General features: G+C 72.0%; 18 protein-coding genes. 11 read left to right on the forward strand and 7 right to left on the reverse strand.

What is annotated here, in order from left to right; all coding sequences use genetic code 11:
- Nucleotides 1-20: 20 nt before the first annotated feature.
- From AB5J51_RS35375 to AB5J51_RS35385, 3 genes are all read right to left on the reverse strand, one after another.
- On the reverse strand, nucleotides 21-392 hold the full coding sequence (locus tag AB5J51_RS35375; protein WP_369779555.1) for a peptidase inhibitor family I36 protein: 372 nt from the start codon (nucleotides 390-392) through the stop codon (nucleotides 21-23).
- Nucleotides 389-922 (reverse strand): hypothetical protein, encoded by a 534-nt coding sequence (locus AB5J51_RS35380; protein WP_369779556.1) that lies wholly within the window; start codon nucleotides 920-922, stop codon nucleotides 389-391. Before AB5J51_RS35380 ends, AB5J51_RS35375 begins: the two co-directional genes overlap by 4 nt.
- 359 nt (nucleotides 923-1,281) lie before the next feature.
- Complete coding sequence (locus AB5J51_RS35385) at nucleotides 1,282-1,950, reverse strand: GNAT family N-acetyltransferase (RefSeq protein ID WP_369779557.1); 669 nt, start codon at nucleotides 1,948-1,950, stop codon at nucleotides 1,282-1,284.
- Nucleotides 1,951-2,022: 72 nt separating this feature from the next.
- On the opposite strand from AB5J51_RS35385, the gene AB5J51_RS35390 reads away from it, so the two are divergent.
- On the forward strand, nucleotides 2,023-2,190 hold the full coding sequence (locus AB5J51_RS35390; protein ID WP_369779558.1) for a hypothetical protein: 168 nt from the start codon (nucleotides 2,023-2,025) through the stop codon (nucleotides 2,188-2,190).
- A gap of 368 nt (nucleotides 2,191-2,558) precedes the next feature.
- Nucleotides 2,559-3,380, forward strand: a complete 822-nt coding sequence (locus tag AB5J51_RS35395; RefSeq protein ID WP_234382231.1) for a lipase family protein — start codon at nucleotides 2,559-2,561, stop codon at nucleotides 3,378-3,380.
- A 137-nt stretch (nucleotides 3,381-3,517) separates the two neighbouring features.
- On the opposite strand, the gene AB5J51_RS35400 is transcribed toward AB5J51_RS35395, so the two are convergent.
- The gene (locus AB5J51_RS35400; RefSeq protein ID WP_053787517.1) at nucleotides 3,518-3,850 is read right to left on the reverse strand and encodes a MazG-like family protein; all 333 of its coding nucleotides are present in this window, start codon (nucleotides 3,848-3,850) and stop codon (nucleotides 3,518-3,520) included.
- 269 nt (nucleotides 3,851-4,119) lie between these two features.
- Here AB5J51_RS35400 and AB5J51_RS35405 point away from each other — a divergent pair, with 269 nt between their 5' ends.
- The 3 genes from AB5J51_RS35405 (at nucleotide 4,120) to AB5J51_RS35415 (ending at nucleotide 6,221) form a co-directional block, all read left to right on the forward strand.
- Nucleotides 4,120-4,446 (forward strand): GYD domain-containing protein, encoded by a 327-nt coding sequence (locus AB5J51_RS35405; protein ID WP_053787633.1) that lies wholly within the window; start codon nucleotides 4,120-4,122, stop codon nucleotides 4,444-4,446.
- A gap of 387 nt (nucleotides 4,447-4,833) precedes the next feature.
- Nucleotides 4,834-5,610, forward strand: a complete 777-nt coding sequence (locus AB5J51_RS35410) for a DUF4241 domain-containing protein (RefSeq protein WP_369779559.1) — start codon at nucleotides 4,834-4,836, stop codon at nucleotides 5,608-5,610.
- A gap of 398 nt (nucleotides 5,611-6,008) precedes the next feature.
- Nucleotides 6,009-6,221 (forward strand): hypothetical protein, encoded by a 213-nt coding sequence (locus AB5J51_RS35415; RefSeq protein ID WP_369779560.1) that lies wholly within the window; start codon nucleotides 6,009-6,011, stop codon nucleotides 6,219-6,221.
- A gap of 181 nt (nucleotides 6,222-6,402) precedes the next feature.
- On the opposite strand, the gene AB5J51_RS35420 is transcribed toward AB5J51_RS35415, so the two are convergent.
- Complete coding sequence (locus AB5J51_RS35420; RefSeq protein WP_240805191.1) at nucleotides 6,403-6,984, reverse strand: TetR/AcrR family transcriptional regulator; 582 nt, start codon at nucleotides 6,982-6,984, stop codon at nucleotides 6,403-6,405.
- 91 nt (nucleotides 6,985-7,075) lie between these two features.
- Between AB5J51_RS35420 and AB5J51_RS35425 the strand changes: the two genes are divergently transcribed.
- From AB5J51_RS35425 to AB5J51_RS35450, 6 genes are all read left to right on the forward strand, one after another.
- On the forward strand, nucleotides 7,076-8,296 hold the full coding sequence (locus AB5J51_RS35425) for an alpha/beta fold hydrolase (RefSeq protein WP_369779561.1): 1,221 nt from the start codon (nucleotides 7,076-7,078) through the stop codon (nucleotides 8,294-8,296).
- Nucleotides 8,297-8,353: 57 nt separating this feature from the next.
- Nucleotides 8,354-8,746, forward strand: a complete 393-nt coding sequence (locus AB5J51_RS35430) for a nuclear transport factor 2 family protein (RefSeq protein ID WP_030295901.1) — start codon at nucleotides 8,354-8,356, stop codon at nucleotides 8,744-8,746.
- A gap of 270 nt (nucleotides 8,747-9,016) precedes the next feature.
- A complete protein-coding gene (locus AB5J51_RS35435; protein ID WP_369779563.1) occupies nucleotides 9,017-9,382 on the forward strand; it encodes a CU044_2847 family protein in 366 nt (121 codons plus the stop codon).
- Nucleotides 9,383-10,225: 843 nt separating this feature from the next.
- A complete protein-coding gene (locus tag AB5J51_RS35440) occupies nucleotides 10,226-11,428 on the forward strand; it encodes an NAD(P)/FAD-dependent oxidoreductase (protein WP_369779564.1) in 1,203 nt (400 codons plus the stop codon).
- On the forward strand, nucleotides 11,425-12,345 hold the full coding sequence (locus AB5J51_RS35445; RefSeq protein WP_369779565.1) for an RNA polymerase sigma-70 factor: 921 nt from the start codon (nucleotides 11,425-11,427) through the stop codon (nucleotides 12,343-12,345). The genes AB5J51_RS35440 and AB5J51_RS35445 overlap by 4 nt, the downstream gene beginning before the upstream one ends.
- Before the next feature lie 132 nt (nucleotides 12,346-12,477).
- Nucleotides 12,478-14,157 carry a DUF885 domain-containing protein gene (locus AB5J51_RS35450; RefSeq protein WP_053787511.1) on the forward strand — a complete coding sequence of 560 codons (1,680 nt, stop codon included), beginning with the start codon at nucleotides 12,478-12,480 and terminating at the stop codon, nucleotides 14,155-14,157.
- A gap of 185 nt (nucleotides 14,158-14,342) precedes the next feature.
- Here AB5J51_RS35450 and AB5J51_RS35455 read toward each other — a convergent pair whose 3' ends face one another.
- Together AB5J51_RS35455 and AB5J51_RS35460 are read right to left on the reverse strand one after the other, a co-directional pair.
- Nucleotides 14,343-15,623 (reverse strand): pyroglutamyl peptidase, encoded by a 1,281-nt coding sequence (locus tag AB5J51_RS35455; protein WP_369779566.1) that lies wholly within the window; start codon nucleotides 15,621-15,623, stop codon nucleotides 14,343-14,345.
- A 51-nt stretch (nucleotides 15,624-15,674) separates the two neighbouring features.
- The gene (locus AB5J51_RS35460; RefSeq protein ID WP_369779567.1) at nucleotides 15,675-16,562 is read right to left on the reverse strand and encodes a serine/threonine-protein kinase; all 888 of its coding nucleotides are present in this window, start codon (nucleotides 16,560-16,562) and stop codon (nucleotides 15,675-15,677) included.
- Nucleotides 16,563-16,572 lie beyond the last annotated feature (10 nt).

Genomic DNA, 16,572 nt, shown 5'->3' on the forward strand with positions numbered 1-16,572 from the left:
CCGTTGCGCGGGGAGCGGTGTCAGCAGCCCGAAGTCCAGGTGTGTGAGCCGCCCCGGTCGTTGGCGCCACCGTTGTAGCCGACCTCCTGGCCGGGGGCCAGACAGAGGGTGACCCCGCCCGTGAGTTCGCGTCCGTCGTAGACCTTGACGTGGTCCTTGACACCCGGTCCGGAGATCCCGTGGTTCGCCCACGAGGAGTCCTGGTTGTTCATGTTGCCCTCCCACCAGCGGTCGTCGCCCGAGTGTTCGATCTTCATGCCGTCGAAGTTGGCGTGCGTCCAGACGCAGAAGTAGCCGCGGCGGCACTCGGCTGCCTGCGAGGCGGCGGCGGTGGCCAGGACCGCGGCAGTGGAGAGGACAGCAGTCGCGAGCAGAACGGTGAGGCGCTTCATCGGGGCATGTCTCCTTGGAATGGGGGTTGGTTGAGCACGGTGGTGGCTTCGGAGAGGGCACGGGTGCGCATGCGGTGCCAGTCGGCGAGGTCGGCGCGGTGCCGGTCGCGGACCTCGCTCAGGGGCCGGTGGGTGTGGGAGGCCTCGGCTTCGAGGTTGTTGACGATGACCGACACGCGGAACCAGCGGCGCTGATCGCCGTAGAGCCGCTGCTGGGCGGCGCCCAGGCAGCCGTCGGTGTGGGCGCGAACGACGTACCCGGTGGGCAGGGTGAGGGAGAGTTCCGTCGGACCCTTGCCGAACAGGGCGGCGGTGATCTGCTGCTCGTCGGTCGGCGGCGGACTCTCGCCGGGATGGGGAGGGGTGAGGCCCTGGCGCATGAGACAGGCGTCGGTCAGTGCCCGGGTGGCCGCCTTGATCGTCTCGTCCGGAGCCGGGACGGGCGCGGCGGCCGAGCAGCCGGTCAACAGGCAGCCCAGCAGTGGCAGGAGGCCGGCCGCCGAGCGGGGCGACGGGAGAGGAATGCGCACCAGGGGCCGGGCCTACTCGGCAGGGCAGCCCTGCACCCGGTCAGCGGGTCCGTATGGGCGGCCCGAAACCCGTGCAGGCGCTTCACCTGCGGTGAACGAGGAGAACGCTGTGCAGGGCACGCACTGTGCCGCAGCCTCACCCGTGGGGGTATCCCGCGTCCACGGAAGCGCAGACGCTCGGGCCGCATCAGGCATGCACGGGCTGCATCAGCGCGATGCGCACGCCCGTCGCGGCCGGCCGGCCGGGCGGGGGCGGTCACGCTGATGCAGCCCGCCGAGGGCGTGCTGCGGCACCATCGCCTGCTGCTAGCCGACGAGCATTGACCCCGACCGCCGGGATGAGGAGTTTCGTGGTTCCCTCAGGTGTCGGCTGTGTCCGGGCCGCGCAGGGCGCTGGTCAGCGGGGCCAGTACGCGCCATCCCGTCGTCTCGTACAGGGACCGACCCTCTGGTGTCGCGCCCAGTACGCCTGCCGCAGCCCCCTGTTCCGCGGCGGCCTCCGTAAGCCGGTGCATCACCAGGCGTCCCAGGCCTCGGCGCTGGTGGGCCGGGTCGGTCTCCACCTGGTCGACGACGGCGCTGTGGCCGGTGACGGCGACTTGGCCGCGCGCGGCGAATGCGCCGTCGGCGGTGCGCACCAGAGCGCGGGTGACGCCGTCCCGGGTCCAGGTGTTCATCTGGTAGCCCTCGGGAAGGGGCCCCGGGGCCCGGGTGGGGGTGATGGGCAGGGAGGCGGACATCAGGTAGCCGGATCCGCCGGCGAGGTGCCAGCCAGGGGCGAGCCAGGGTTCGAGTGCCTCCGGTGGAACGAAGGCCTTCAGCCAGACGCCGGGTGCGGTGGCGTGCTGGGTGATCTCGTGGACGGTTGCTTCGTCTGCAGAGTGCAGTACGTGCCGCATGACGTGTCCGTGGAGGCCCACGTCGACGGTGAAACCCCAGGCGGACGGCACGGGTTCGGCTGCGCCGCGCGAAGCGGACCAACCGTGAACCCATGCCCGTACGGCCTCGGCCGTGTGCGCGAAAGGCAAGACTTCCCCCTCGTAGGTAACAGGTGAGCTCCGTGGGTGATTATTACATCGAGGGTGGGGTGGAGGGCGGTGGTGCCGCTCGCGAGCCTGGTCCTCGGCCTCGACGAAAACGGCCAGCGCCAGGTCGGCTGGGCGGGGGCCAACGCCCTGGACTTCGATGCTCCGGCGAAGGCCGGCGACTGCATGCCCACGGAGGCCGGCACCTGGGTGATCAAGGGCGGCTTCACCCTCCGTTCGTGACGGAGGCCGGCAGTCGCGGAGGTCGAACAGCTCCTCGGTGTCATCGAGGACGAGCCCCGCGTCGGGCCGGAGGCCCGCAGGTCTGCGTTCTGCTGTTGCGGCCGCGGGGCCGAGCGGGTGACGGGGGATCGTTCCTGCGCGTGCGGTCCGTGATGTCCCCGCCGGCCCGGCCGCGCTGCGCCGTTAGCGTCACGCGGAATGACCCCCGCTCTCCCGCCGAGCGGCGGACACCGGCCGGCCCTCGCCCCACCCACGGGGCGCACGGTTGCCTCCGGAGCCGGCCAACCGGATCCGGCCGGGACGGGTCCGGATGCCTGGCGGTGCCGCGCGGCGGGTCCGGAGCAGCCCGCTACGCAGGAAGGCATCTCGTGCCCGTACCGACGACGATCGACCACGCCACGAAGAAGCACAGCCCGGCGCTCGCCTACTGGATGGTCCAGGCGGCCGCCCTCGCCTACAAGGACGAGGCGGCCGTCGAGACCCAGGCTCGGGAATGGGGCTTCGACCGCGTATCTCACCACCACACGCGCTTCACGCCGCCGTTCCCGCTCGAGGACACCCAGGCGTACACGATCGCCAGCGACAAGATGATCATCACAGGGTTCCGGGGGACCGAACCGGCCCAGATCCGCGACTGGCTCTCCGACGCCACCACCCCGCCGTGGCCGGGTCCGGCCAAGACCGGCTTCGTCCACTACGGCTTCGGCCAGGCCCTCGACTCCGTCTTCCCCACCGTGAAGGAGGCGCTGGCCGACTTCCGCGACAACGATCAGAGCGTGTGGTTCACCGGCCACAGCCTCGGTGGCGCCCTCGCGATGCTGGCCGGCTGTCGCATGTACCTGGAGGAGCCGCGCCTGCAGGCCGACGGCATCTACACCTACGGGCAGCCCCGCACCTGTGAACGGGCCCTGGCGGCCGCCTGCAACAAGAGCTTCAAGGACCGGCTGCACCGTTACGTCAACAACAACGACATCGTCCCGCAGCTGCCGCCCGAACCCGTCTACACCCACGTCGACACCCTGCACTACATCGACTCCACCGGGCGTATCCGCTCGTCCATGCCGCTGCTGGGCGCTTTGGGCGACCGGGTCAAGGGCGCCACCGCCGACCTCCTGGCCCCGACGAGCGATGCCGTGCGCGACCACCCCATCAAGCAGTACGTCACCGCCATGGAGAAGAACCTCGTCTGACACGCCGGCCGGGCGCCGGTGCCGGCGGGCGGCCACCGCATGCAGGCGGCGGCAGCGCTCCGCACATCAGCTCGGTGTGCGGAGCGCCGCTCCATGGAGGACTCAGGCGCGGTTTCCTCTCGGGGGAATCCACATGCTCAGGCCCCCCGTGCAGCCAGGGTCCGGGCGGCGGTCTTCTCCAGGTGCGCGGTGAACAGCGCGGCCGGGTCCGCGACGCCGAGCCGGTGCAGCGAGACCATCGCCGTCACGAGTACGTCGCACACCTCCGCTTCCACGTCCTGCCATGTGTGGGACCGGCCCTTGCGGGGATTGGTGCCGGTGGCACCGATGACGGCCTGGGCGGCTTCGCCGAACTCCTCCCCGATCTTGAGTACCTGCAGTACGCGGCGCTGCTCGGCGGGCACATGGGCGGCGGCCTCGTCGAGGAAGACGGCAAGCTCCCCGGTGATGTCCCAGGCGTTCTTCTCCACGGTGGTTCCCCTTCGTCCGGCTGTTGTCCGTTCTCAGTCCTGTCAACGAATCGACGGTGCCCCGGATGCTCGAACGCCCGTTGCCGGCGGTCGGGCGGAACTCACCGCCTGGACGATCCGTCATGCCCCCGCCCGGCTGCGGGCCCGGACCCGTCGGCCGTGGCCCTGCCGGTCGTCGTCCCCAGCCCATTCGGGGGATACGCGGGCTGCATCCGGCGCGTCTCCCGCCCTGCCGGGGCATCCCTTGGTGGAAAGACAAGGGAGACATGATGCCGCTCTATCTATCGAGGTTCAGCTACACACCGGAGACTTGGGCGAGGCTGACCGTCAGACCCGAGGACCGCACAAAGGCCGCTCAGGCGTACATCGAGTCCGTCGGCGGGAAGCTCCACGGCTTCTGGTACGCCTTCGGCACGCACGACGGATACAACCTGTGGGAGGCTCCCGACAACGTGTCCATGGCGGCGGTTGCGCTGGCGATCAGCGGAGGCGGCGCGCTGAGCTCGTTCGAGACGACGGTCCTCCTGACCGTCGACGAAACCATGGACGCCCTGCGCAAAGCCGAACGGGTCAAGTACCGGGCGCCGGGTGCGTAGCGGTCCAGGCCGAGGCGTCCTCGTGAGCCGCCGCTGCGACGACCTGCACGCGGGCCGCCACGACTCGGCGCGGATGCCGTGGGCCTGGGCGGCGTGGACGTGCTGACGCGTGCCCCGTAAGGCCGTTGTCGCCGCCTCCGGCTACCTTGCACGTTCAGCACACAGCCGAGGCAGGACGCAGGAACAGGGGGCGGCAATGGTCGTCGAGGTGGGGTAAGCGCAGGCGTGGGACCTGGAATCCCGGGCGCCCTGGCGGCCGATATCCGCCGGGGAGGCCCGGGAGCGGGATGCCGCCGGGCTTCCTTACGCCGTGGTGTACCGGGAGCCGGGCCGGGAGGCTCCGCTGGAGGTCCGGCTCGTCTCCTGGCGGGACCACTACGTCGGGCTGTGGGTCTACGACGCCCAGGGCCGCCGCACGTACGACCTGGACATGCGGCTGCTGGCACTACACCGGCCCGGAGATGGCGTGCGGCGGTACCCGGACGGGCAGACGGCGGAGTTCGATGTGCACTGCCCCCGGACGGCGGTCGAGCTCTCCGCCGACGGTGCCGCCCGCATCTCGCACCAGCCCGAGGGCATGCGGGGCGCCTCCCTGGAGGCCGAGGTGTCGGTGGCCGAGGAGGACCTCTGGTCGGCCCGCCCGGATTTCGACGACTGGCCGGCGCTCCCGGTCGCGGACGCGCTCCCGGACCGGGTCGCCGCGAAGCTGGTGTCCGCGGCGTCCGGCTGGCGCGGGGAGCCCTCCCGGCTGCGCGGGTCCACCGACTTCGACCGGGTCTTCCGGCCCGGCACCCACATCGGCGACGCCCCGGTGGCGGCCTGGGAGATGGCGCTCGGCCCGGGGACGATACGCTCCGGCTCCGTGCGGGAGCGGCCTTCGGCTTCGGCACGGACGGGGCAACGGGCGCCTTCGGCGACGCCGCGGTCTGGCAGGACCTGCGGGACCTGCTGGAGCGGGCGAACTGGCAGGGATCACCCGAGGCCGACAAGCTCGCCGATTCGGCCGCCGGCATGCACCTCGACGGCGGCGGCCTGGGCGCGGACCTGGCGGTCTTCTGCACGGGCAGCGATGGCGTCCACCCGGTTTGGGTGGGCCGGTCGGCCTCCGGAGAGGTCGACTGCGTCGACGTCCAGACTGCCTTCGAGCTGGACCTCGACGCCTGAGCTCGTCCGCTGAGTGCGGTTCCGTGTCCACGTGAACGGTCCGGCCTGCGGCGGGAACCAGGCGGCGGTGGAGCGTCGGACCATTCTGATCGTGGTTCACACGTTCCCCATGACCCTGCCCGCTTCACTGGTGGAGGCGCACCGCGTCGATCTGGCCTCCAAGCCCCCGACGGCTGGCCTTCGCGGTGTTCGACGTTGCGACGGCCGCGTCCGGCGATACGTACGTACTGGGCGGGGCTCGCCGCGCCGTTGCCGGACTCCGGCGCAGCCTCCCAGGACCCGGCCGAGCGGGACTTCACGTACGGGATGGTCACCCGGTACGGGCCGGTCGGCGGCGCGAACCGGCCGTCACCGTCACTGACCGAGCTCGTCTCGTCCTGCACGAGGCGGCCCTGCGAGTGGGGTGCGCCCCCGCCGGCGAGCTGCTCCTCGTGCACCGCGAGCAGAACCTGCTCCTGCGCGTGCCGGTACCGGAGGACCTGGGCGATCTGCCGGCGGCCTTGGAGGATGCCCCGCGGGCGTACGGGGCCCAGCGCGCCGCGCTGAAGAAGCAGTTCACCCCCGTGAACCGGCACTGGGCCGAGGCCTCGGCGAGGGTGCACCGGTTCTGAGCCCCGGCCGGCTGCGCGGTCCGCTCAGAGGCGCGGGATTCGCCGACGCCGGTCTGCTCGGGCGGATCACAGCGCCGGGCAGGCGGCCTGGGTGACCTTGCCGGCCTTGTCGGACACTCGGCGCGGGATCGACCTGGCGGGGAGCGCTGTTCGGGCTGCCCTGCCCTCAGGGCGGACGACGCTACTTTGACGACACCCCCAGGAGACGGTCCACGAGGAGTTCCGGGTAGCCGGAGGCCGGCGGGTCGATGCCGAAGATCGCCCGCAGGTAGAGCGGTGCGACGAGCTGGTCGAGGATCTGGTCGAGGGGTGGGGGGACCTCGCCGCGGGCGGTGGCGCGGTCGCGGATGCGTTCGATGGCGCCGATGCGGCGCTCGAACTGCTGCGCGCGTTCCCCTTGGGCTGTGGCGCTGCCCGGCATGGACAGGGCGACGGCGCGGATGAGCAGTCGCCCTTCCGGGGTGCGGATGCTCGCGACGCCCGCTTCGGCCCATGCCGTCAGGTCGCCCCGCAGGGTTCCGGTGTCGGCCAGCGGCCAGTCCCGTTCGAGGCGGGTGACGACCACGTCGGCCAGGAGCGCCTCCCGGCTGCCCCAGCGCCGGTAGACGCTGGTGTGGTTCACCCCGGCGCGTTGCGCGACCGCGGGGATGGTCAGGTCCGCCCCCTCGGGGTCGGACAGCAGGTCGATGACGGCCTGGTGGACCGCTGAGCGGACCTGCTCGGGGCTCTTGCGAAGGCGCGGGGCCGGTTGTTTCGAAGTCACCCCCACATCGTAAGCACAACTATTTGCTTAGTGGCGTCCGCAGGGTCTACAGTCCCCTCGTACGCACAGATCTGTGCTTAAGGAGAGTGTGATGAAGCCGCTGCTGTTCCCCGACAACACCCAGTTCTGGTACGAGACCCTGCGCTCGATGAGCCACATCGCCTACGGGGGCGCCGACTTCGGCGAGGTCGTCTCCACCAGCGAGCGCATCAAGGAAGGCGACTACGACAGCTGGCACGAGGAGTGGATGGCGACCGCCGACCGGGTCGCCGCCGAAGCCCAGCGGGCCCTGGACGCGGGCCACACCATCAGCGCCCGGGACGGATTCCTGCGCGCCTCGAACTACTACCGCTCGGCGGAGTTCTTCCAGCACGGTCACCCGTGCGACCCCCGCCACGACTACGCCTACGACCGCAGCGTGACCTGCTTCCAGGCCGCAGCCGCGCTCTACACCCCCCGCATCGAGCCGGTCCGCATCCCCTACGAGGGCACCACCCTGCTCGGCTACCTCTACCGGGCCGACGACACCGGCACGCCCCGCCCGACCCTGATCATGCACAGCGGTTTCGACGGCACCGCCGAGGAACTCCACTTCAGCGGCGCGCTGGCCGCCGTGGAGCGCGGGTACACCGTCCTGACCTTCGACGGCCCGGGGCAGCCCGGCCCCCGCCACCACCAGGACCTGGTCTTCCGCCCGGACTGGGAGAACGTCATCACCCCGGTCGTCGACTTCGCCGAAACGCTCCCCGAGGTCGACAACAGCCGCATCGCGCTCCTCGGGAGCAGCATGGGCGGCATACTCGCCCCCAGGGCAGCAGCCTTCGAACACCGCCTCGCCGCCCTGATAGCCGTCGACGGCGTCTACGACCTCGGCCAGATATCCACCCGCCACCTCCCCGGCGACCGCGACCAGGCGGAACGGCTCCTGCGCGCGGATTCCGCCCCCGAACTCGACGCCCGCCTCGATCAGATCATGGATCAGGACGCCACCGCACGGTGGGCGATCAACCACGGCATGTACGTGATGGGCGTCGACACTCCACGGGCCTTCAGCGCCTCGTACCTCGACTACACCCTCGACGGCGGCATCGCCGAGCTGATCCAGTGCCCCACCCTCGTGTGCGACGCCGCCGAGGACGAGTTCTTCAAGGGACAGCCCGAGCAGCTCTACGAGCACCTGACGTGCCCCAAGACCCTGATGCTGTTCACCGCCGAGGAAGGCGCCGGCGCCCACTGCCACCCCGGCGCCATGCGCCTGGCCCTCGCCCGCATCTACGACTGGCTGGACACCACCCTCGCAGCCACGGCCTGAGCGGCCCGCGCCGAACCCACACCCACACCCACGTACTCACCCGAAGGACGCGTCATCATGAACCGCACCGGAATCGAAGCCGCCCTCAACGACCTGCTCTTCAACCACGACATCACCCTGGAGGAGGCCGCCGAGCGCCACTTCACCCCCGGGTACCGCCAGCGCACGGACGGCGAGTGGGCCGACCGCGCCGAGTTCCTCGACCACATCAGCCACCTGCGCGGAATCGTCGCCGGCGGCACGGTCGAGGTCCACGACGAGCTGTACGACGGCAACAAGTACGCCGACCGGCACACCTGCCACATCACCAAGAACGACGGCACCACCGTCACCATGGAGGTCTACGTCTTCGCCGACCTCGCCCCCGACGGCCGCTTCCACCGCATCGAGGAAACCACCCTGATGCTGAGCGGTTCCGACGCCGACCGCAACATCGGCAGCGCCCGCTGAACCCCCACCATGCCGACGGGGGCGGGCGGTGCGGGCGGCCGGGCCGACAGGCTCGCCTGCGCTGCTGCCCCGTCCCGCAGGCAGCGCCCGGCAAGGTGAGCGAGCGGCCCCTGGCCGGGCGCGGCAGGAGCCCTCGGGCCGGTTGTCGGCATTCGGTCGTGCAAAGGGGTTCACCGGGCGCGGCTGCTGGGGTAGAGAGAGCGGGGGCTCACGCGGTGGGGACGGGGCCCATGCGAAGGGACGGGCGTGTCGTTTCTGGTGGAGTTACCCGTGGGCGCAGCGGGCGCGGCGTCCGATGTGGTGAAGGTGGAGATCGCGGAGGCGGGGGAGGGGCTGGTCCAGGTCGCTCGACCGGGTCAGGTCGTGGCCCGGGCCACGCGGTCTCTGGGGGAGATGCTGGCCGGGGTCCGGCCGGTCGCACAGCGGTTCGTCGAGAGCTTTCGCGGCATGGCCGACGCGCCCGACGAGATCGTGGTCGAGTTCGGGCTGTCGCTCTCCGCCGAGGCCGATGTGGTGATCTCCAGCACGGCGGCCGAGGCCAACTTCAGTGTGTCGCTGACCTGGCACAAATCGCCGCCCACCGACTCCGATACCCCCTCGGCCGCGCCTGCCGCGTCCGCCGGCCCGGCACAGTGATCCCGTCGCCCCCCGATGCCGTCGGGGCGGCGGGTCCGAGGGTGCTCGACGCGGCCGTGCTGCGCATCCGCGGCCGTGCTCCGGCTGAGCGCCCCCTTGTCCGGCGCGCGTCCCCTCCGGCCGGTCGAGGCCCAGGACGTGTGGGGCCATCCCGCACGTTGCCTTCGGCTTTCCCTCCGGCCGCCCCGGTGGGGTACGGCATTCCGGCGTGCTGCGGACCGGCAGGTCAACGGCTGGGTACAGGCTCCGCCACCGCCATCATGCCGACCACGCCCGGGAGTTCGTCGTCCCAGACCGGCCGCCGCTGAAGCCAGTGAGACCCGGTAGCCGTTGGCGGCCAGGTCGACTCCGTGGATCCTGCGGCGAGTTACCTGATCCCCACCCGGGACTGCTGTCGGCCGTGCCGGACTTGAGGGATCTGGTCCTTCCGCCCTCGCCGTACCCCAGCCTGTCGCCGTTCCAGGAGGCCGATGCGCCGGTCTTCCAGGCAGGGGTGCCTTGTCCCAGGGCAGGTTCTCGTTCATCGACGTCTCCAAGGACGGCCGTACGGTCATCTACGCGGACGCCGACGGCAAAGGCGGCCCCCCTCGTCCTGGACCCCGACCTGTGGCAGCGCGAGCTGTGCAGCATCATCGGCCACCGCGAGTTCACGGCCGAGGAAAGGGGCAGCCTCCCGGTGAAGCCCCCGGACCACCCTGTCTGTACCGCTTCCTGACTGCCGGGGGGGGTGTGGTGGACGGCCGCCATGGCGGCTGTGGCGCGCGTCACATCGGCCGCATGTCACGAACGGGCCGACCGCTTCCGTCTGGTGGTCGTCAGCAGCAGGCGGAGGAAGGCGGAGCGATGGACGAACGGCACGGAGCAGGGGCGAGCACGCATCGTGTTCTGGTCCTGGGGGCGGGTTACGCGGGCATGTCCGCGGCGATCCAGCTCGCGGCCCGGGTCAAGGGACGCGAGGGCGTGCAGGTGACCCTGGTGAACGCGCAGGAGCGGTTCACCGAGCGGATGCGGCTGCACATGACCGGGACCGGGCAGCGGCTCGCCGAACTGAGCATCCCGGAGCTGCTGGCCGGCACGGGTGCGCAGTTCGTGCGCGGCTGGGTGACGGCGGTGGACGCGGACGCGAGGACCGTACGGATCGACGATGACCGGATCCTGCACTACGACACGCTCGTGTACGGGCTGGGCGGCGTGGCCGACACAGCGGCGGTGCCGGGGGCCGAGGACCACGCGTACACCCTGAACGGCGTGCAGGACGCCGGGGTGCTGGCCGACCGGCTGGCCGGGCTCGGCAGCGGCACGGTGGTGGTCGCGGGCAACGGGCTCACCGGCATCGAGTCGGCCGCGGAGATCGCCGAGCAGTATCCGGAGCTGAACGTCGTGCTGCTGGGCCGGAGCGAACCCGGCGCGGCCATGAACCCGAAGGCCAGGACGTATCTGCACGCCGCGCTCGAGCGTCTGGGCGTCCAGGCGCGTGGCGGGGCCGAGGTGGTGAAGGTGCTGCCCGATGCGGTCGAGCTGGCGGGCGGGGAGAGCATCCCCGCCGACGTGGTCCTGTGGACGAGCGGTACGCGGGTGTCGCCGCTGGCGGCCGCCGCCGGGCTGACCGTCGACGACCGCGGCCGCATCGTCACCGACGCCGCGCTGCGGTCGGTATCGCACCCGGAGGTGTACGCCGTGGGCGACGCGGCCGCCGTCCGCCAGGGCTACGGCGTCATGCACGGCACCTGCCAGGGCGGCATGCCGACCGGTGTGCACGCTGCGGTGTCGATCTTCCGGATGCTGAAGGGCAAGCAGCCCAAGCCCTTCCGATTCGGCTACTACCACACCCCGGTGAGCCTGGGGCGGCACGATGCGGTCGTGCAGTTCACCCGCCCCGACGACAGCCCCCGGCGGACGTATCTGACCGGCCGTACGGCGGCACGGTATAAGGAGACCGTGACTGCTTCCCCCTGGCCGACCTACGGCCGTATGAAGAAGATGCCCGCCTCGGGCGCGTTCTGGCCGCGCGGCGGCCGCTTCACCCGGGCCCAGGAGGTCCGGTGACCCAGCCGTCCGCGGACTTCGACCAGCAGATGTTCCACCAGCACCGCAATCTGCTGTTCTCGGTGGCCTACCGTTTCCTCGGCACTGCGGCCGATGCCGAGGACGCGGTCCAGGACGCCTGGATCAAATGGTCGGCCGCCGACCGCTCGCAGGTGGCCGATCCCAAGGCGTACCTGACGCGGATCGTGTCGAATCTGGCGCTGGAACGGCTGCGCTCCACCCGGTACAAGCGCGAAACGTATGTGGGGCCGTGGCTTCCCGAGCCCCTTCTCACCGGCGGGGACGCCGCCGAGGCCGTCACGGACGCCGAGTCGGTGTCGATGGCGATGCTGGTGGTGCTGGAGACGCTGAGCCCGCTCGAACGTGCGGTGTTCGTGCTGAAGGAGGTCTTCGACTTCAGCCATGCCGAGATAGCGGAGGCGGTGGAGCGCTCCGAAGTCGCGGTGCGGCAGGCCGCGCACCGCGCTCGGGAGCACGTACGGGCCCGTCGGCCGCGCTTCCCCACGGACCGCTCGAGGCAGCGCGAGGTCACCGAGCGGTTCTTCGCCGCCTCCACCGGTGGCGACGTCAACGCCCTGATGGAGCTGCTGTCCCCGGACGTCACCCTGTGGACCGACGGCGGCGGCAAGGTCCGCCAGGCCCTGCTTCCGGTCGTGGGCGCATCCACGGTCGCCGCCTGGTTCGCGGCCATCGGCACGGTCACCTACCAGGGCGTCGAGCCGGCCGACATGAACGCCGAACTCGTCGAAATCAACGGCGGGCCCGGCGTGCTGTTCAGCGGACCGAGCCGGGTGATCGCCACCGTCACCTTCGATTTCGACGCCGACGGCCGCATCGCCGCCATCCACAACGTGGCCAACCCGGACAAGCTCCGGGCCATCGCCGAAGGCACCACTCACCACCTCCGGACGCGGTAGGCCCGTACTTCGGGACGCGCTGTCCCGCGCGGTCCTGGTGCCGCCGCCGGGGTGCACGTGCTGATCGCCGGATACCGGCCAAAGGGTTGTGCCGGGGGCTTGTCCGGGGGAGGGGCGGGCAGGAGCCGGGGCATGTTGAGGCATCAGCGTGAGCTGCCCCGTCAGATCTCCGACGCCCATGTCGACGCACTCGTCGCGCTCGACCCGATCACCGGGACGTACCTCGGCACGTCCGTCGGCGCCGGGAGACTGCCCGACTACTCGCCCGACGGGGCCCTGGCCGAGGCCGGGCTCGCGCGCGAGACCCTCGTACGGCTCGCCGCCCACACGGACGGCGGCGCCGACGTCGAGCGGCGGTGCGCGCGGCTGCTGCGGGAACGGCTCGAGGCGGAACTCGCCCAGTACGACGCCGGCGAGCACCTGCGCGCCGTGAACAACATCTCCTCGCCCCTGCACCGGGTGCGCAAGGTCTTCGCCCTGATGCCGACCCGTACGCCCGAGGACTGGGCGGCGGTCGCGGAAAGGCTGCGTGCCGTGCCCGGGTGCCTGAGCGGCTACCGGGCCTCCCTCGCCGAGGGCGCGCGGCGCGGAACGACCGCGGCGCCCCGACAGGTACGGGCCAACGTGGCACAGCTGGAGGAGTGGCTGGGTACCGGGGGCGGCGGATTCGGCCGGCTGGCTTCCGGTGCGCCGCCGCACATGGGGGCCGAGGTGGGGGCCGCGGCGCGGGTGGCGGCGCGGGCCTTCGCGGAGCTGGGGGAGTGGTTCCGGCAGGAGTACGGTGCGCAGGCCACCGGCGCGGGTGCCGAGGACGCCGTCGGGCGCGAGCGCTACGGCCGCTTCGCGCGCTACTACACCGGCGCGGACCTCGACCTCGACGAGGCGTACGCGTACGGCTGGGAGGAGTTCCACCGGCTGCTGCCCGAGATGCGGGCCGAGGCGGAGCGCATCTTGCCCGGTGGCCAGGATCCGTGGGTCGTGCTGGCCTGGCTCGGGGAGCACGGCAGGAGCGTCCACGGCGTGGAGGAGACCAGGCTGTGGCTCCAATCGCTGATGGACGAGGCCGTGGAGGCCCTGGACGGGCGGCACTTCGACATCGCCGAGCCGGTCCGGCGCGTGGAGTCGTGCATCGCGCCGCCCGGTGGCGCGGCGGCCCCGTACTACTCGCAGCCGTCCCTCGACTTCGCGCGTCCGGGCCGGACCTGGCTGCCCACGCTGGGCCGGACCCGCTTCCCCACCCACAACCTCGTGTCCACCTGGTACCACGAGGGTTTCCCCGGGCACCATCTCCAGCTGGGACACTGGACGTTCGTCGCGGCCGACCTCTCCCGCTACCAGACCAAGGTCGCCAAGGTGAGCGCCACCACCGAGGGCTGGGCCCTGTACGCCGAACGCCTCATGGACGAACTGGGGTTCCTCACCGACCCCGCCCACCGGCTGGGCCATCTCGACGCCCAGATGATGCGGGCCGTCCGCGTCGTGATCGACATCGGCATGCACCTGCAGCTGCGCATCCCCGCCCACTCGCCGTTCCGGCCCGGAGAGCGGTGGACTCCCGCGCTGGCACGGGAGTTCCTCGGCCGCTACTCGAGCCGGCCCCCGGCCTACCTGGACAGCGAGATCATCCGCTACCTGGGCAGGCCCGCCCAGGCCATCTCGTACAAACTCGGCGAACGGGCCTGGCTGGAGGGACGGGAGCGGGCCCGGGCCAAGCAGGGCCCGGACTTCGACCTCAAACGCTGGCACATGGCCGCGCTCTCGCTCGGCTCACTCGGCCTCAGGGATCTGAGCGACGAACTCGGATCCCTGTAGGCACTTCGTGACTAGGGGGTGTCGTCAAAGTAGCGTCGTCCGCCCGTGAGGGCGGGGCCGGCGGGGTCTGGTGCGTGTGATCGCAAGGCGGAGGAGGGAGGCGACGCTCGCGTCGTCGACCGACGACAACGCCGCGAGCGCGCGTGCCAGACCCCGCCGGCCAGACGGGACTTTGACGACACCCCCTAGGGGCGCGCCGCGGTGTGTTCGAGGATGGTGCGGACCTCGGCGGTGATCGCGGTCTCGTTCCGCTCGAACTCGGGGCCGGTCAGCAGGTTCGGGTCCGCCGGGAGGCCGGTGAGGACCGGGGTGTGCAGGTGACCGCCGGGCAGCTGCGGGGCGAGGTCGCCGCGGAGGCGGTTGGAGCGGTAGGCCACCTCGTTCGACAGGTAGCCGCCCCCGCCGCCCTCCACCGCGCGCGAACCCGGCGTCGGGCCGTCCTCGCGGTCCACGGGTGCGGTGGCGCCCGCCGGGATCTCGGTGACGGCGGTGTTCAGGAGCACGGGGTACGGGCTCTGGACGGCGCCGGTCGCCGCGGCGGTCGGGAGCGTGGTCCGGATGAACTCGGCGCCCGGGGCGAGGCCGGGAGCGGTCACGGGGTGCTCGCGCGTGCCGCCGGAGAGGGAACCGGTGTTGTCGGGGTACGGATCCGCCGACCGGGACCGGCCGGCCCAGGCCTCCAGGGTGAAGAGGCCGGGGTAGCCCTGGCTGATGGTGGTGATGACGTCCGCCGCGCCGGGGCCGCCGGGAGCGCCGGCCAGGCGCGGGGCGAAGGCCCGCTCCACGATGCCGGCGTCGAAGTCGGCGTACCGCACGGGCAGGACGACGGCCCGGATCTCGGCGGGGCTGCCGTCGGCGAGGGTGATGCGGCGGCCGTTGAGCCGCAGGGCGGCGGAACCGGAGGGGTTGGCGCGGCGGAGCTCGGCGTCCAGACCGAAGGGGTCGAAGCCGCTGATGAACACGCGCCGTACGCCCGGAGCGGTCCGGAAGGCGTTGTCGGTGAGGCCGCGGGAGGCATCCTCGAAGCGGGCGCGCAGCGCGGTACGGTCGGCGGCGAAGGCGGGCTCCCAGCGGGCGAGCGCGGTGGTCATCGCCAGCCGGGTCCAGTACAGCGGCCGGTCGTCCCCGGCCGGGAGGTCACCGCCGGGCCGCTGCCCCTGGGCGCGGCGTACGGCGGACTGCCAGAGGGCCCCGCCCCAGCTGTCGAGCAGCCGCTCGGCCTCCGCGGGGCTCCGGACCCCGCACAGCGCGGCCGGAAAACGCCGTACGAAGTCCCCGAACCCGGCGCGCTCGACGAGGGCCGTGGTCCGCGCGTCCTCGAGCCGCGCCTGCTCGGCGTCGAGGGGCGCGGAGGGCGCGGTGCGGCAGGAGGAGGCGTCCTGTGCGTGCGCGGGTGCGGTGACGGCCAGGGGGAGGAGGGTGGCAAGAAGGACCGCGAAGGACGCGGCACGCCGTAAGAGCATCATGCAATGTGACATTACGCAGATAGGGCCAGCTCCCGACAGACGCCTTTCCGGTCACTCCGGCACAGGTGTGTCGCGCCGCCGCCGATGCAGCGTCGCGTCGAGGGCGGCAGACAGTTCGGGGATCGAAGGCCTCGCCGCCGGCTCGGGCAGCAGGCACCCGTCGATGGCCGCAGCCAGGGCGCGCGGGAGGCGCCGGCGGGCGGTCACCGGCGGGGCCGCCTCTTCGAGCTGCGGAAACCAGTCCGCGCCCCCGGTGTCCGTCGTGCCGTCGACCGTGTCGCCAATGTCGAACGGCACGTCGCCAGTGGCGAGTTCGTACAGCGTGATGCCGATGCCCCAGACGTCGGCCGCCGCCGACAGGGGTCCCCCGCACGCCTGTTCGGGGGCCAGGTAGCCGAACGTGCCCACGCCCGGCGGGGCGATGCCGGGCGGGCGGGCGACACTGAGGTCGAGCACTTTCGCGTGACCGCATTCCACCACGACGTTGGACGGCTTCAGGTCCAGGTGCAGCAGGCCCTGCCCGTGCAGGTAGTGCATCGCGGAGCACAGCTGCACGCCCAGGACGGCCACGTCCTCGGCGGCTGCCCGCCGGGGCAGACGGCCGATGAGGTGGGACAGCGTCTCCCCCGTCAGCGTTTCGAGGACGACGAGCGGCTCGGGAGACTCGAAGCTCTCGTACGCGCGGACCAGATGCGGATGCGTGAAGCGCCGGAGCCAGCGGCCCTCACGGACGAGCCGCTCTCCCAGCCGCGGATCGTCGCGGCAGTCGGGGCGCAGGACCTTCACCACGCACCGGCAGTCCCGTTCCTCGCTCCAGGCGTCGTAGAGGTCGAGCCAGCCGGTCCGGGCCAGGTGCGCCAGGACCTCGTACCCCGGCGCGGGGGACGTGCCGGGTGCGAGGGGCGGGGCCACGGGCCGGGTGGCGGTGGCAGGGCTCATGACCGGACCT

The sequence above is a fragment of the Streptomyces sp. R33 genome, assembly GCF_041200175.1.
Lineage (GTDB): Bacteria > Actinomycetota > Actinomycetes > Streptomycetales > Streptomycetaceae > Streptomyces > Streptomyces katrae_B.

What these genes read in the sequence shown, in the direction of transcription:
- AB5J51_RS35430 (WP_030295901.1), top strand. Translation starts at nt 8,354, where the DNA reads ATGAACCGCACCGGAATCGAAGCCGCCCTCAACGACCTGCTCTTCAAC.
- AB5J51_RS35455 (WP_369779566.1), bottom strand. Translation starts at nt 15,623, where the DNA reads ATGATGCTCTTACGGCGTGCCGCGTCCTTCGCGGTCCTTCTTGCCACC.
- AB5J51_RS35440 (WP_369779564.1), top strand. Translation starts at nt 10,226, where the DNA reads ATGGACGAACGGCACGGAGCAGGGGCGAGCACGCATCGTGTTCTGGTC.
- AB5J51_RS35450 (WP_053787511.1), top strand. Translation starts at nt 12,478, where the DNA reads ATGTTGAGGCATCAGCGTGAGCTGCCCCGTCAGATCTCCGACGCCCAT.
- AB5J51_RS35375 (WP_369779555.1), bottom strand. Translation starts at nt 392, where the DNA reads ATGAAGCGCCTCACCGTTCTGCTCGCGACTGCTGTCCTCTCCACTGCC.
- AB5J51_RS35405 (WP_053787633.1), top strand. Translation starts at nt 4,120, where the DNA reads ATGCCGCTCTATCTATCGAGGTTCAGCTACACACCGGAGACTTGGGCG.
- AB5J51_RS35460 (WP_369779567.1), bottom strand. Translation starts at nt 16,562, where the DNA reads ATGAGCCCTGCCACCGCCACCCGGCCCGTGGCCCCGCCCCTCGCACCC.
- AB5J51_RS35425 (WP_369779561.1), top strand. Translation starts at nt 7,076, where the DNA reads ATGAAGCCGCTGCTGTTCCCCGACAACACCCAGTTCTGGTACGAGACC.